Source organism: Bacillus sp. TE8-1 (genome assembly GCF_008368855.1).
Taxonomy (GTDB): domain Bacteria; phylum Bacillota; class Bacilli; order Bacillales; family Bacillaceae_G; genus Bacillus_A; species Bacillus_A cereus.
The window spans coordinates 194,399-207,114 of the sequence record NZ_QPET01000003.1 but is presented as its reverse complement, the minus strand read 5'-3'; the positions used below and the strand labels follow the sequence as shown (position 1 = coordinate 207,114).

Here is a 12,716-nt window from a genome sequence, read left to right as displayed (position 1 = left end):
TTCATACTGGGGGTTTTATAGTGCTAAATTTTTTTCTCATAATATTCTTCTGCAATCTCTTCGTAAAAAGCTGCAGATGTCGTATAGAAATATGGAATTAACCATAAGAATCCAATCCCTAACGTAATACAACTTAATATAAACCAGCCAATAAAACTTAAACATAAAATGAAATACTCCATCTTATGTCCATCCATCATACGACGACTTTCTGTAATAGCTTGGTTCAGTGAATACTCAGGATGATCGTTTATAATAAAGTACGTCATCGCATAAGAAAATGATTTAATAATACCTGGAATAATGAACAATAACGTCCATAAGAAAAGATAAAGATTTACTAATAAATATAATAAAAATGATTTTAGAAATCTCTTTCCCTCTGAAAACCAAATGAATACATTACCAATACTAGCTTGCTTTTCACGAAGGATATTTAAACCAAGGTAATATCCACCTAAAGTTAACGGTCCAGTAACAAAAAATGAAAGAATATTCGTTGAAAGTGAACCATTTGTTTTTTGCCAACCGAAAATTAAAGAAAATCCCCAATCAACACTAAAACTAAAAGCCGTGATAAGAATTGAAATGAGTAGTGTAGCTCCAACAGCTAATCCCCATTTCCCTTCTAATGAATCTAGTGCTTCTCCTTTTAAATCACTAATCATGCGTAGCCTCGCCTCCTATACACAATAATTCTATTAGTATAGCATGTTCCTATTGAAATTCACCTTTTGAAATGTAGCGATAAAAGTGTGCTGTCGTCGTACTCATATACGGACTAAGCCAAAGAAATCCTATTCCAAAAGTAAGCAGCGCTAAAATAGCCCATCCTATGAAGCTCAGCCATAAAAGAAACAAATCTAACTTATGACCCTTCATAAGATTCTTACTTTCCTTCATCGCCTGCGAAACACTATATTCTGGATTTTCAATCATCACATAGTACGTCAGTGCATAAGAAAAATACATCACAATCATACCAACAATTGAAATTGCTAATAGTACGAAGAAAGCTATTGCAAATGACGTATTCCCTTCTTCACCTAACAATGCAAATAAGCCTATTAACAGCATCGGAATCCATGTACCTGTATATAACAAAATCGCAAGCATTGCCCACATTGTTTTCATCATTCTTTTAAAGCCACGAAATCCTTCGAATAAGTAATCTACTTTAGCATCTTCTCGTTTACTAATCTGTAAAAATACATTTGTATAACCATATGACGTAATCCCATACGATGCGTTACTCAAAATTATCATAATGCAATAAAAAATTCCAAAGGTAATCCCTGCTCCAATTGACATCGTTTCCTCTTCAAATGATCCAGTTAAGCTTACAACTGAGAGAAATATAATAATTCCTGGAATTAATAGTATAAGCATTGCAGCCAGCGAAACAACATAACTTAAAATAAAATATAAAATTGTTGATCCAACACCTAGTCCCCATTTTCCCTTTAAAGAGTACAATGCTTCTCGCTTCATTTCACCAATCATTGATCCATCCCCTTTATGAAATATAAATTGTTGTACACTTCTACTTATACAAGCATCAATATAATTATACCAGTTTTGTAAAATTATCCATAAAATACACAAAAAAAAATCCGTAAAGGCAAAGCCCTTACGGATTTTTTTACTTCATATCGGAAACGTTCAAACGGTTCACAGCACGTTGTAATGCCATTTCTGCACGTTTAAAGTCAACATGTGCTTGTTTATCTTGCAGACGTTGCTCAGCGCGACGCTTCGCTTCATTTGCGCGATGGATATCGATATGGTTTGCTTCTTCAGCAGATGATGATAATACAGTCACTTTATCTGGACGAACTTCGATAAAGCCACCGCTTACTGCTACATAATCAGTGTGTCCACCATTTTTCAGACGAACTGCACTAATTTTTAATGGTGCAACAGTTGGAATGTGGCCTGGTAAGATCCCCATTTCCCCACTCTCTGCTTTTACACTTACCATTTCTACCTCTTTTTCGTAAACCGGTCCATCAGGAGTTACAATACTGACTGGAAATGTCTTCATACTTCGTCCCTCCTAAGGCCTTACGCCATCATTTTCTTCGCGTTTTCAATAACTTCTTCAATGCCACCTACTAAGCGGAATGCATCTTCTGGAAGGTCATCATATTTTCCTTCTAGAATTTCTTTGAAACCACTAACTGTATTCTTTACAGGTACGTAAGAACCTTTTTGACCTGTAAACTGCTCAGCTACGTGGAAGTTTTGAGATAAGAAGAATTGAATACGACGAGCACGATGTACAACTAACTTATCTTCTTCAGATAACTCATCCATACCTAAGATAGCGATGATATCTTGAAGCTCTTTATAACGTTGTAAAGTTTGCTGTACTTGACGAGCTACTTCATAATGTTCTTCTCCTACGATTTCTGGAGAAAGTGCACGAGATGTAGATGCTAATGGATCTACGGCTGGGTAAATACCCATTTGCGTTAAACGACGCTCTAAGTTTGTTGTTGCATCTAAGTGAGCGAACGTTGTAGCTGGTGCTGGGTCAGTATAGTCATCGGCTGGTACATATACCGCTTGGATAGACGTGATAGACCCTTTATTTGTAGATGTAATACGCTCTTGTAATTGACCCATTTCTGTTGCAAGTGTTGGTTGGTAACCTACCGCAGATGGCATACGACCAAGAAGGGCAGATACTTCAGAACCCGCTTGCGTGAAACGGAAGATGTTATCGATGAACAGAAGTACGTCTTGTCCTTGCTCATCACGGAAATGCTCAGCCATTGTTAAGCCTGTTAATGCAACACGTTGACGTGCTCCAGGTGGCTCGTTCATTTGTCCGAATACCATCGCAGTTTTCTTGATTACGCCAGAATCGCTCATTTCGTGGTATAAGTCATTACCCTCACGAGTACGCTCACCTACACCAGCGAATACAGAGATACCACCGTGCTCTTGTGCGATGTTGTTAATTAATTCCTGAATTAATACTGTTTTACCTACGCCGGCACCACCGAATAGGCCGATCTTACCACCCTTAATGTAAGGAGCAAGTAAGTCTACTACTTTAATACCAGTTTCAAGAATTTCTACTTTAGTAGATAATTCTTCGAATGCAGGTGCTTGACGGTGAATTGGATCACGATGTACATCTGCAGGAACCTCACCATCTAAGTCAATTGCATCACCTAATACGTTAAATACGCGACCAAGTGTTACATCACCAACTGGTACAGAGATTGGTTTACCAGTATCTTCTACTTCTGTGCCACGAACAAGTCCATCTGTGGAAGACATTGCAACTGTACGAACTGTATCATCACCTAAATGAAGTGCAACTTCAAATGTTAAGTTAATACTTCCGTTTTCGTTGCTTTGTTTTACCGTAAGGGCGTTGTAGATTTCTGGTAGCTTTCCGCCATCAAACTTAACGTCTACAACCGGACCCATGATTTGCGTAACGCGCCCTTTATTCATCGGGTTCCCTCCTAGCTTTCTTTTAATTAGCCAACTTTCTACGAGCAGCTAGCTTTTAATTTTTTATTGGTTTATAGCTTACGCGACTCTTTTGACAGAGCCGCTTCCGCTTTTTAATACTATTCTAACGCTGCTGCTCCACCAACGATTTCCGTAATTTCTTGCGTAATCGCTGCCTGACGCGCACGGTTGAATGAAAGTGTAAGTGAATCGATAACTTCCATTGCGTTGTCTGTAGCACTCTTCATTGCTGTCATACGCGCTGCGTGTTCACTTGCTTTACCGTCTAGTAATGCACCGTACACTAAGCTTTCTGCGTATTGTGGCAATAGTACTTTTAAAATTTCTTCTTCAGAAGGTTCGAATTCATAAGCTGTCGTCGGTTTGTCAGACGCCACATCAGTAAGCGGTAAAATTTTATTTTCCGTTACCTCTTGTGAAATTTTACTTACGTAATGGTTGTAGTAAATGTACAGCTCATCATAAGCACCATCTGCAAACATCGCAATTGCTCGAGAAGCAAGGTCTTTAATATCAGTAAATGATGGGTGGTCAGATAATCCAACTACTTCATCAATAATGTTAAAGCCGCGACGTTTTAAATAATCACGTCCTAGTCGTCCAAGCACAATAATAGAATATTGGTTTGAATCCATATTATGACGTTCACGAATTACGTTACTTACTGTACGTAATACGTTACTGTTATAACCACCTGCTAGTCCGCGATCAGACGTAATAACGATGTATCCTGTACGCTTTACAGGACGCGCATTTAGCATTGGATGATTAATCCCTTTGCTTCCTTGCGCAATGCTCGCTACTACTTCTTGAATCTTTTCCATATACGGAACGAAAGATTTAGCATTTTGCTCTGCACGGTTTAACTTAGATGCAGATACCATCTCCATCGCTTTCGTAATTTGACTCGTTTTCTTTGTCGAGTTAATCTTCGCTTTTATATCGCGTAAAGATGCCACAGGTTTTCACCACCTTTTTTCCGGAAGTTGGCACGATTAGTAAGAATCCTCTTCCTAATCTACGTTGCAAGATATTCTTGCTCATGATTGAAGGAAAAGAATAGGTGCACCTACTCTTTTCCTTTACATGACCTTTAGCAATCTCAGAGCCCGAGATGCCTTTTATATATACTATCTAGCTCCAGCGGCTTGAATGCTCGGTGGCTTCACTTCTTCCTACGAGGCAAACACCGCCTCTTCGTCAGAAGCTCCATCCCCCTCACATTCAGAACGAGCCGCTTCCGCTTTTATTAATCTAGTTCCGCCTCCTAGCCCCTTTCGTCTAAGAACCTTCCCCACAAGAAGGTAAAAAGCACCTTCTGTGAGAAAGAACCTTAGCCGATGGGGCTGAACAGTCGGCTTCACTTTTTATTATTATTCAGAAGCTACGAATACTTTTTTAAATCCATTGATTGCTGCTGCAAATTTGTCGTCATCCGCAAGTTTCTTAGTTGTGCGGATTTCTTCTAATAAGTCAGTCGCATTAGAATCTAACCAAGCATGGAATTCTTCTTCAAAACGAGTGATATCTACTACTGGGATATCATCTAGGAATCCACGTGTTAAAGCGTAAAGAATGATAACTTGTTTCTCTACACGTAATGGTTTGTGTAATCCTTGTTTTAATACCTCAACAGTACGAGCACCACGGTTTAATTTCGCTTGAGTTGCTTTATCAAGGTCAGAACCGAACTGAGCGAACGCTTCTAACTCACGGTAAGATGCAAGGTCAAGACGAAGTGTACCTGATACTTTACTCATTGCTTTAATCTGAGCAGATCCACCTACACGAGATACAGAAGTACCCGCATCGATCGCTGGACGTACGCCAGAGAAGAATAGGTCAGATTGTAAGAAGATTTGTCCATCCGTAATAGAAATTACGTTTGTTGGGATGTATGCTGATACGTCCCCTGCTTGTGTTTCGATGAAAGGTAGTGCAGTTAAAGAACCGCCGCCTTTTGCATCACTTAATTTTGCTGCACGCTCTAATAAGCGAGAATGTAAGTAGAATACATCCCCTGGGTAAGCTTCACGACCTGGAGGACGACGTAATAGTAATGACAGCTCACGGTAAGCCGCTGCTTGTTTTGATAAGTCATCATATACTACTAATACGTGTTTACCATTGTACATGAACTCTTCACCCATTGTTACACCAGCGTAAGGAGCTAGGTATAATAATGGAGCTGGTTGAGAAGCAGATGCAGTTACAACGATTGTGTACTCTAATGCACCGTGCTTACGTAGTGTTTCTACTACGTTACGTACAGTTGATTCTTTTTGTCCAATTGCTACATAGATACAAATCATATCTTCATCTTTTTGGTTAATGATTGTATCAAGTGCAACCGCTGTTTTACCAGTTTGACGGTCACCGATGATTAACTCACGTTGACCACGGCCAATTGGTACAAGAGCATCGATCGCTTTAATACCTGTTTGAAGTGGCTCATGAACAGATTTACGATCCATTACACCTGGTGCTGGACTTTCAATTGGACGAGTGTTTGTTGTATTGATTGGGCCTAAACCATCAACTGGTTGACCTAATGGGTTTACAACACGACCAATTAGTTCTTTTCCTACCGGTACTTGCATGATGCGACCAGTACGACGAACTTCGTCACCTTCACGAATTTCTGTGTAAGGTCCTAAAATGATAATACCTACGTTGTTTTCCTCTAAGTTTTGTGCTAGTCCCATAACGCCGTTAGAGAACTCTACAAGTTCACCAGCCATAACGTTATCAAGACCATGAGCACGCGCGATACCGTCACCAACTTGGATAACTGTACCAACATCACTAACTTCGATTTCAGACTGATAGTTCTCGATTTGTTGCTTTATCAGTGCGCTAATTTCTTCAGCTCTGATGCTCATGTGCTTCACCCCTATCTATTCTTCATTAATTCACGCTGAATACGTGCTAATTTTCCTTGTAAACTTCCATCATAAATGCGATTTCCAATACGTACTTTAATGCCGCCTAGTAAATCTTCATCTACAACATTTTTCACGCGAATTGCATCTTTTCCTGTTCTCTTCGCAAATGCTTCTGCAATGTTAAGCTTCTCTTCTTCTGATAGAAGACGAGTAGAATATACAGTTGCGTCCGCTACGTTACGTTCTTCATTAGCAAGAACAACATATTCATCTGCAATTTCAGGTAAGATATCAATGCGTTTGTTATCAATTAAAATATATAACGTATTTAAAATAGATTCAGAAACAGATCCGAATACGTTTGCAAGAAACGTTTTCTTTTGTTCCTTTGAAATGTTCGGTTGCGTTAAAAAGCTATGTAGTTCTCCGTTCTTTACATAAACGTTTTGTACAAGGCGTAATTCCTCTTCAAACATTTCTAATACGTGTTTTTCTTTAGCAATTTTAAAAAGAGCGACAGCATAACGTTTTGCTACAATCCCATTGCTCATCGCGCTTCTCCTACTTCTTTAATATAATCGCGAATTAACTTCACTTGATCTTCTTCTTTTAACTCTTTTTCAATTACTTTAGAAGCAATTTGAACAGATAAAGAAGCAACTTGTTCTTGTAAAGCAGCAATTGCTTGCTCTTTTTCGCGTTGAATTTCTTGTACAGCAGATGCTTTAATTGATTCTGCTTCTTCTTTCGCAGCAGCAACAATAACATCTTTTTGATCTACAGCTTGCTTTTTCGCTCTTTCGATTAACTCTTGTGCTTCAACACGTGATTGTTTTAACATTTCACGTTGTTCTTCTACTAATTTCTTCGCCTCAGCATTACTTCTTTCTGCAGCGTCGATTTCATTAGTAACATGCTCTTCACGTTCTTTCATAATTCCCATTAAAGGACCCCACGCAAATTTGCGTAGCATTACTAATAGAAGTAAGAAAATGAACAATGTATAAGCAATCGTTCCAAATGGAATGGCAGCACCTAATAATAAAGTTGGCACAAGGATTCACTCCCTTCAAAATATCTAAATTGATCATATGAAAAAAAAAGACATACGTTTCATTCATAAAGCAATGGCGAAGAAAGTTCGGAAAAACACTCTTCGCCATCTATGTAAGGGGAGTCTCCCTTATTTGTTCATTACGATGAATGCAATAACTACACCGATGATTGGAAGTGCCTCAACTAAAGCAACCCCGATGAACATAATTGTTTGAAGTGCGCCTTTTAATTCTGGTTGACGAGCAACACCTTCGATTGTACGTGATACGATAAGACCGTTACCAATACCTGCACCTAATGCTGATAAACCAATTGCAATTGCAGCTGCGATTACACCTAAACTCATTTAATTTGTCCTCCTTTGTATTATAAAAAAATAAATTTTTTCTTACTTAAATTATATTAATGGTCATGGCTTACTTTATGAGCCATATAAACCATCGTTAACATAACGAAAATAAATGCTTGGATTGATCCAACGAATACACTGAATCCCATCCATGCTAACATTGGTACAAGCGCACCTAATGCCCCAAGGACTGATGCTCCGCCCAACTTAGCAAGTAATCCTAATAAGATCTCACCTGCATAAATGTTACCAAATAAACGAAGACCTAACGTTAATGTGTTAGCAAACTCCTCAATAACCTTTAATGGGAATAAGAATTTCATAGGTTGGAAATAACCTTTTACGTACTCTTTCGTACCCTTCATCTTAATTCCATAATAATGGGTGAGGGTAACTACCATCACGGCTAATGTTAATGTAACTGCTGGATCAGACGTTGGTGATCTCCACCATGCAATATGTTCGCCAGCTTCAGTTGCTGAATACATGAATGGTAAACCAAGGAAGTTCGATACGATGATAAACATGATAAGCGTAACGCCAAGCGTTAAGAAACGTCCACCTGTTTTCCAGTCCATCGTACTATTGATAATCCCTTTCACGAAGTCAAACACCCATTCCATGAAGTTTTGCATCCCGGTTGGGCGAAGAGCTAAGCTGCGAGTTCCGATAACAGCGATTAAGAAAACAATAACTGCTGCTACAGTAACCATCATAACTGATGACAAATCGAACGTTAAACCTAGAAATTCAACTAATTTACCGTGTTCCACTAGTAATTCACCTCTCTTCCCTGCTCTTATACTCTAAATAAAGAAAATCTATGATCATGACAAGGTATCCTGTCAGCAATCCTACACCTAGGCCCCACATCGCGATTAACTCTTGATATTTGGCTGCAAATAAAATTAATAACCCAATCGTGGCGAATCTTGAATATGTACTTACCGCTGTTGCCTTGAACTTCACGTTTTCTCCATTTGTTACGCGATCTAGCAGCTTGTCTGTTCTACGTGCAATGATGCGCAAACTAAGAAAACTGAAAATCGTCCCGATAATCAGTCCAAGAAATACATCCTTGTAAGAGGTAAATCCCCATCCTAGCACTAGAAGCGCAAGCAAGTAGTACATATATTTCTTTTGTCTTTGGACAAGTCCATGTACGTCTATCATCATTGCTCTCCCGAATAGTAATGTCGAATGAGTCGAATCATTGCGTATACCCCTGTTCCTAGTCCGAGTAATAACCCTATAATAAGAAACAACGGAAACGTTCCAACCTTATTATCAATCCACTGCCCACCAAAGATTCCAACAAGAATAGAACCGACTAATTGAGCAAGAATACCTGACATTAAAGCATAAGCTTTTATATGGCTGCGATCGTTTTTTTGCAAGGATTCATCCCTCCAATATGTAACCCTCATTCACGATGTGTTAATAATAACTCATTTTTTTGCATAAATCCTATACAAAACAAAAAGTTTACATTTTCGTCACGGAATAGATGTAATTTTGTCACTGAAAGCCCTACCATCTATCCCCGTTGTTAGCATACAATAGGGTATTAACAGTGTCAACGAGAAATCGTAAAAAATCTAAAAATTTGAGTATTAGGCATTTCCTCCCAAAAATGAAAACGTTCCCCTTCTAAATACTGGTTACATATATGCAATTTCTAACAGTTTTCTCTTTATAATAGAAGGAAATGTTCACAAGTTTGTCACTATTATATTTTCGAGATATAACGCTTTTCTTCCATAATATAGTGTTCCTCAGACGTAAGACTTCTATATTATATGTGAGGTGTATGCAACTTATGTTGTATATACGATGTATATTTATCCTCTCCCCCTCCCCTACTTGCTTACAGCAAAAAAGACGAGCTGGGGAATCTCCCCTGCTCGTCAGTTGTCTTACTTCGTTCCGAATAAACGGTCACCAGCATCACCAAGACCTGGTACTACATATCCGTGGTCATTTAATTTCTCATCTAATGCTGCTACATAAATATCAACATCAGGATGTTCTTCTTGTACTACTTTTACCCCTTCTGGAGCTGCAACGATACACATTAATTTAATTTGTTTCGCACCGCGCTTTTTCAGAGAGTTAATTGCTTCAGCCGCAGAACCACCTGTTGCTAGCATCGGATCTAGTACGATAAAGTCACGCTCTTCTACATCCGTTGGAAGTTTCACATAGTATTCTACCGGTTGCAATGTTTTAGGGTCACGGTATAAACCAACGTGTCCTACTTTTGCTGCTGGAATTAATTTCAGAATTCCATCAACCATTCCTAAACCTGCACGTAAAATCGGAATTAAACCAAGTTTTTTACCAGCGATCACTTTTGTTGTCGCTTTGCTTACAGGTGTTTCAATTTCAATGTCCTTAAGTGGAAGGTCGCGAGTAATTTCGAAAGCCATTAAGCTTGCTACTTCGTCCACTAATTCACGAAAATCTTTCGTACCTGTATTCTTATCGCGAATATATGTAATCTTATGTTGAATTAACGGGTGATCAAATACATACAGTTTTCCCATGTGAATCTCTCCTTTAGATGATATTCATGCGTTTGCACGCTTTTTTACACTATTTACGATTGTAAAGAAAACGCTACTAATATTCAAGGGCAAATTTGGCAAAATCATGATTTTACAATGAATCTATCTAGTATCTTTACCAATTATGGGAGCTGTATCCTTCATTATATCGCCAAAATTTATTCATCATTTGTATACATACTTTAAAAATAATATATGTCCAAAAAAAAGACCGCCAAAACAATTAAGTCTCGGCAGTCTTCTTCAATCTATTATAGATTTGGATACATTGGGAATTTGCTAGTTAACGCTTCTACACGCTTACGTACTTCTTCTAACGCAGCTTCATTTTCATGATTTTTTAATGTATAAGCAATAAGTGACGCAATTTCATCCATTTCTTCTAAACCGAAACCACGAGATGTTACAGCTGCTGTACCGATACGTACACCACTTGTTACAAATGGGCTTGCTGTTTCAAATGGAATTGTATTTTTGTTCACTGTAATACCAACTTCATCTAATACGTGCTCTGCTACTTTACCTGTGATTTCTAAGTTACGAACATCAATCAAGATTAAGTGATTGTCTGTTCCGCCAGAAACAAGTGTAAGTCCTTCTTTTTGAAGACCTTCAGCTAAGCGGTTCGCATTGTTAATGATATTTTGTGCATATGTTTTGAAATCATCTTGAAGTGCTTCACCAAATGCAACAGCTTTTGCAGCGATTACGTGCATAAGTGGACCACCTTGAATACCAGGGAAGATTGATTTATCAATTTGTTTTGCAAATTGCTCTTCACATAAAATCATACCACCACGTGGACCACGTAACGTTTTATGTGTTGTCGTTGTAACGAAATGTGCATGTGGTACTGGATTTGGATGTAAACCAGCAGCTACTAAACCTGCGATATGTGCCATATCAACCATTAAATAAGCGCCCACTTCATCTGCAATCTCACGGAATCGCTTGAAATCGATAACACGAGGGTATGCACTTGCACCTGCAACGATTAATTTTGGTTTATGTTCTTTCGCTTTTGCTAATACATCATCGTAATTAATACGGTGAGAGTCAGCATCCACGCCATATTCTACGAAATTATATTGTACTCCACTGAAGTTAACAGGGCTTCCGTGTGTTAAGTGACCACCATGAGATAAGTTCATACCAAGTACTGTATCGCCTTGCTCTAAAATCGTGAAGTATACTGCCATGTTCGCTTGTGCACCAGAGTGTGGTTGAACATTTACGTGCTCTGCGCCGAAAATTTCTTTCACGCGATCACGTGCGATATCTTCTACTACGTCTACGTGTTCACAGCCACCATAGTAACGTTTTCCAGGATATCCTTCAGCATACTTATTCGTTAAAACAGAACCTTGTGCCTCCATTACTGCTTCACTTACGAAGTTTTCCGAAGCAATTAACTCAATCTTTGAACGCTGTCTTCCTAGTTCTGCCTCAATTGCAGCAAATACCTTTTCATCTTGACGTTTTAAATGATCCACCAAAATCCCCCTTTTCTGAACGAATTACATCGATTCCCAACAGTTTTTTCTTATTTATTCAGAAAAAACGAAAATTCAGGTTGTAATTCTTTCGAACCTTCATGTTTTCAACTACATTCTAACATGACTTTCTATATCATAAAAGAAAAAAAAGACCGAAAATCGGTCTTTTCTTTCTTCTATTATAAAGTCAGACAACATACCTTTTACCTTATGATAAACAGGTACTATATGACTTCCTAATTTCTCATATTTAACGGCAAGTGGTAGTCTCTTCCACTGCCGCATAGACAGCACGTGCTCCACCAATTAGTTTTCCACGTGTTTTGGCCATCGTTACATGCGCACTTCCAATTTCCTTCACACTTGTACGAACCGGAACAGCTACATGCTTTAAATGCATACCGATAAATGTATCACCAATATCCATTCCTGCATCAGCTTTAATAAACTCAACTACTACCGGATCTTTCAAATTGTGATACGCGTATGTCCCCAATGCACCACCTGCTGATCTAACAGGCGTAACTGTTACAATTTCAAATTGATATTTTATCGCTACTTCTCTCTCAACTACTAAAGCACGGTTTAAATGCTCACAACATTGAAACGCTAATTCAATACCTGTTTGCTCTTGAAATTGTTTTAACTCAGAGAAAATCGCCTCTGCTACTTCCATCGTTCCTGATGTTCCAATTCTTTCGCCTAGCACTTCGCTCGTGCTACAACCCACTACAAAAACTTGACCGCTTTGTAATGAAGCTTGTTCTTGGAAATCAGAAAGCGACATTTGTAGCTGTTCTCTTACCTTTACGATTTCTGTCATTACGCCTCTTCCTTTCACAGGTTGGTTCACCAAATTATATTTCACACT

16 protein-coding genes are annotated in these 12,716 nt (G+C 38.6%); all 16 read right to left on the bottom strand.

Annotated elements, in window-relative coordinates:
• Nucleotides 1-23: 23 nt before the first annotated feature.
• The gene (locus DN404_RS03285) at nucleotides 24-668 is read right to left on the bottom strand and encodes a DUF975 family protein (RefSeq protein ID WP_000622462.1); all 645 of its coding nucleotides are present in this window, start codon (nucleotides 666-668) and stop codon (nucleotides 24-26) included.
• Between the two features lie 49 nt (nucleotides 669-717).
• Entirely contained in the window at nucleotides 718-1,503 is a 786-nt protein-coding gene (locus DN404_RS03280) for a DUF975 family protein (RefSeq protein WP_000578820.1), read from the bottom strand.
• A 139-nt stretch (nucleotides 1,504-1,642) separates the two neighbouring features.
• A complete protein-coding gene (atpC, locus tag DN404_RS03275) occupies nucleotides 1,643-2,044 on the bottom strand; it encodes a F0F1 ATP synthase subunit epsilon (protein WP_000847211.1) in 402 nt (133 codons plus the stop codon).
• Between the two features lie 20 nt (nucleotides 2,045-2,064).
• Nucleotides 2,065-3,471: a F0F1 ATP synthase subunit beta gene (gene atpD / locus DN404_RS03270; protein WP_001032593.1), complete on the bottom strand. Its 1,407-nt coding sequence runs from the start codon at nucleotides 3,469-3,471 to the stop codon at nucleotides 2,065-2,067.
• Between the two features lie 119 nt (nucleotides 3,472-3,590).
• The gene (gene atpG / locus DN404_RS03265) at nucleotides 3,591-4,451 is read right to left on the bottom strand and encodes a F0F1 ATP synthase subunit gamma (protein ID WP_000157696.1); all 861 of its coding nucleotides are present in this window, start codon (nucleotides 4,449-4,451) and stop codon (nucleotides 3,591-3,593) included.
• 414 nt (nucleotides 4,452-4,865) lie between these two features.
• A complete protein-coding gene (atpA, locus tag DN404_RS03260) occupies nucleotides 4,866-6,374 on the bottom strand; it encodes a F0F1 ATP synthase subunit alpha (RefSeq protein ID WP_000027518.1) in 1,509 nt (502 codons plus the stop codon).
• Between the two features lie 11 nt (nucleotides 6,375-6,385).
• Complete coding sequence (gene atpH, locus DN404_RS03255; RefSeq protein ID WP_000064683.1) at nucleotides 6,386-6,928, bottom strand: F0F1 ATP synthase subunit delta; 543 nt, start codon at nucleotides 6,926-6,928, stop codon at nucleotides 6,386-6,388.
• The gene (gene atpF, locus DN404_RS03250) at nucleotides 6,925-7,431 is read right to left on the bottom strand and encodes a F0F1 ATP synthase subunit B (protein ID WP_001142618.1); all 507 of its coding nucleotides are present in this window, start codon (nucleotides 7,429-7,431) and stop codon (nucleotides 6,925-6,927) included. The genes atpH and atpF overlap by 4 nt, the downstream gene beginning before the upstream one ends.
• A gap of 129 nt (nucleotides 7,432-7,560) precedes the next feature.
• Nucleotides 7,561-7,779, bottom strand: a complete 219-nt coding sequence (gene atpE, locus DN404_RS03245; RefSeq protein ID WP_000052064.1) for a F0F1 ATP synthase subunit C — start codon at nucleotides 7,777-7,779, stop codon at nucleotides 7,561-7,563.
• Between the two features lie 56 nt (nucleotides 7,780-7,835).
• Nucleotides 7,836-8,555: a F0F1 ATP synthase subunit A gene (gene atpB / locus DN404_RS03240; RefSeq protein ID WP_000399871.1), complete on the bottom strand. Its 720-nt coding sequence runs from the start codon at nucleotides 8,553-8,555 to the stop codon at nucleotides 7,836-7,838.
• 7 nt (nucleotides 8,556-8,562) lie between these two features.
• Nucleotides 8,563-8,955 carry an ATP synthase subunit I gene (locus tag DN404_RS03235; protein WP_000567600.1) on the bottom strand — a complete coding sequence of 131 codons (393 nt, stop codon included), beginning with the start codon at nucleotides 8,953-8,955 and terminating at the stop codon, nucleotides 8,563-8,565.
• Nucleotides 8,955-9,179, bottom strand: coding sequence for an AtpZ/AtpI family protein (locus DN404_RS03230; protein ID WP_001171223.1), 225 nt, complete (start codon nucleotides 9,177-9,179; stop codon nucleotides 8,955-8,957). Before DN404_RS03230 ends, DN404_RS03235 begins: the two co-directional genes overlap by 1 nt.
• 26 nt (nucleotides 9,180-9,205) lie before the next feature.
• Nucleotides 9,206-9,319 (bottom strand): DUF4024 domain-containing protein, encoded by a 114-nt coding sequence (locus tag DN404_RS03225; RefSeq protein WP_000232962.1) that lies wholly within the window; start codon nucleotides 9,317-9,319, stop codon nucleotides 9,206-9,208.
• A 379-nt stretch (nucleotides 9,320-9,698) separates the two neighbouring features.
• Nucleotides 9,699-10,328: a uracil phosphoribosyltransferase gene (gene upp / locus DN404_RS03220; RefSeq protein ID WP_000517539.1), complete on the bottom strand. Its 630-nt coding sequence runs from the start codon at nucleotides 10,326-10,328 to the stop codon at nucleotides 9,699-9,701.
• 272 nt (nucleotides 10,329-10,600) lie between these two features.
• A complete protein-coding gene (gene glyA, locus DN404_RS03215; RefSeq protein WP_000349806.1) occupies nucleotides 10,601-11,842 on the bottom strand; it encodes a serine hydroxymethyltransferase in 1,242 nt (413 codons plus the stop codon).
• Nucleotides 11,843-12,095: 253 nt separating this feature from the next.
• Complete coding sequence (locus DN404_RS03210) at nucleotides 12,096-12,668, bottom strand: TIGR01440 family protein (RefSeq protein WP_000136386.1); 573 nt, start codon at nucleotides 12,666-12,668, stop codon at nucleotides 12,096-12,098.
• Nucleotides 12,669-12,716 lie beyond the last annotated feature (48 nt).

Bases quoted from the DNA above. Each gene is read 5' to 3' on its own strand.
- DN404_RS03285 (WP_000622462.1), bottom strand. From the start codon at position 668: ATGATTAGTGATTTAAAAGGAGAAGCACTAGATTCATTAGAAGGGAAA.
- DN404_RS03280 (WP_000578820.1), bottom strand. From the start codon at position 1,503: ATGATTGGTGAAATGAAGCGAGAAGCATTGTACTCTTTAAAGGGAAAA.
- atpC (WP_000847211.1), bottom strand. From the start codon at position 2,044: ATGAAGACATTTCCAGTCAGTATTGTAACTCCTGATGGACCGGTTTAC.
- atpD (WP_001032593.1), bottom strand. From the start codon at position 3,471: ATGAATAAAGGGCGCGTTACGCAAATCATGGGTCCGGTTGTAGACGTT.
- atpA (WP_000027518.1), bottom strand. From the start codon at position 6,374: ATGAGCATCAGAGCTGAAGAAATTAGCGCACTGATAAAGCAACAAATC.
- atpH (WP_000064683.1), bottom strand. From the start codon at position 6,928: ATGAGCAATGGGATTGTAGCAAAACGTTATGCTGTCGCTCTTTTTAAA.
- atpE (WP_000052064.1), bottom strand. From the start codon at position 7,779: ATGAGTTTAGGTGTAATCGCAGCTGCAATTGCAATTGGTTTATCAGCA.
- DN404_RS03235 (WP_000567600.1), bottom strand. From the start codon at position 8,955: ATGATAGACGTACATGGACTTGTCCAAAGACAAAAGAAATATATGTAC.
- DN404_RS03225 (WP_000232962.1), bottom strand. From the start codon at position 9,319: ATGGTAGGGCTTTCAGTGACAAAATTACATCTATTCCGTGACGAAAAT.
- upp (WP_000517539.1), bottom strand. From the start codon at position 10,328: ATGGGAAAACTGTATGTATTTGATCACCCGTTAATTCAACATAAGATT.
- DN404_RS03210 (WP_000136386.1), bottom strand. From the start codon at position 12,668: ATGACAGAAATCGTAAAGGTAAGAGAACAGCTACAAATGTCGCTTTCT.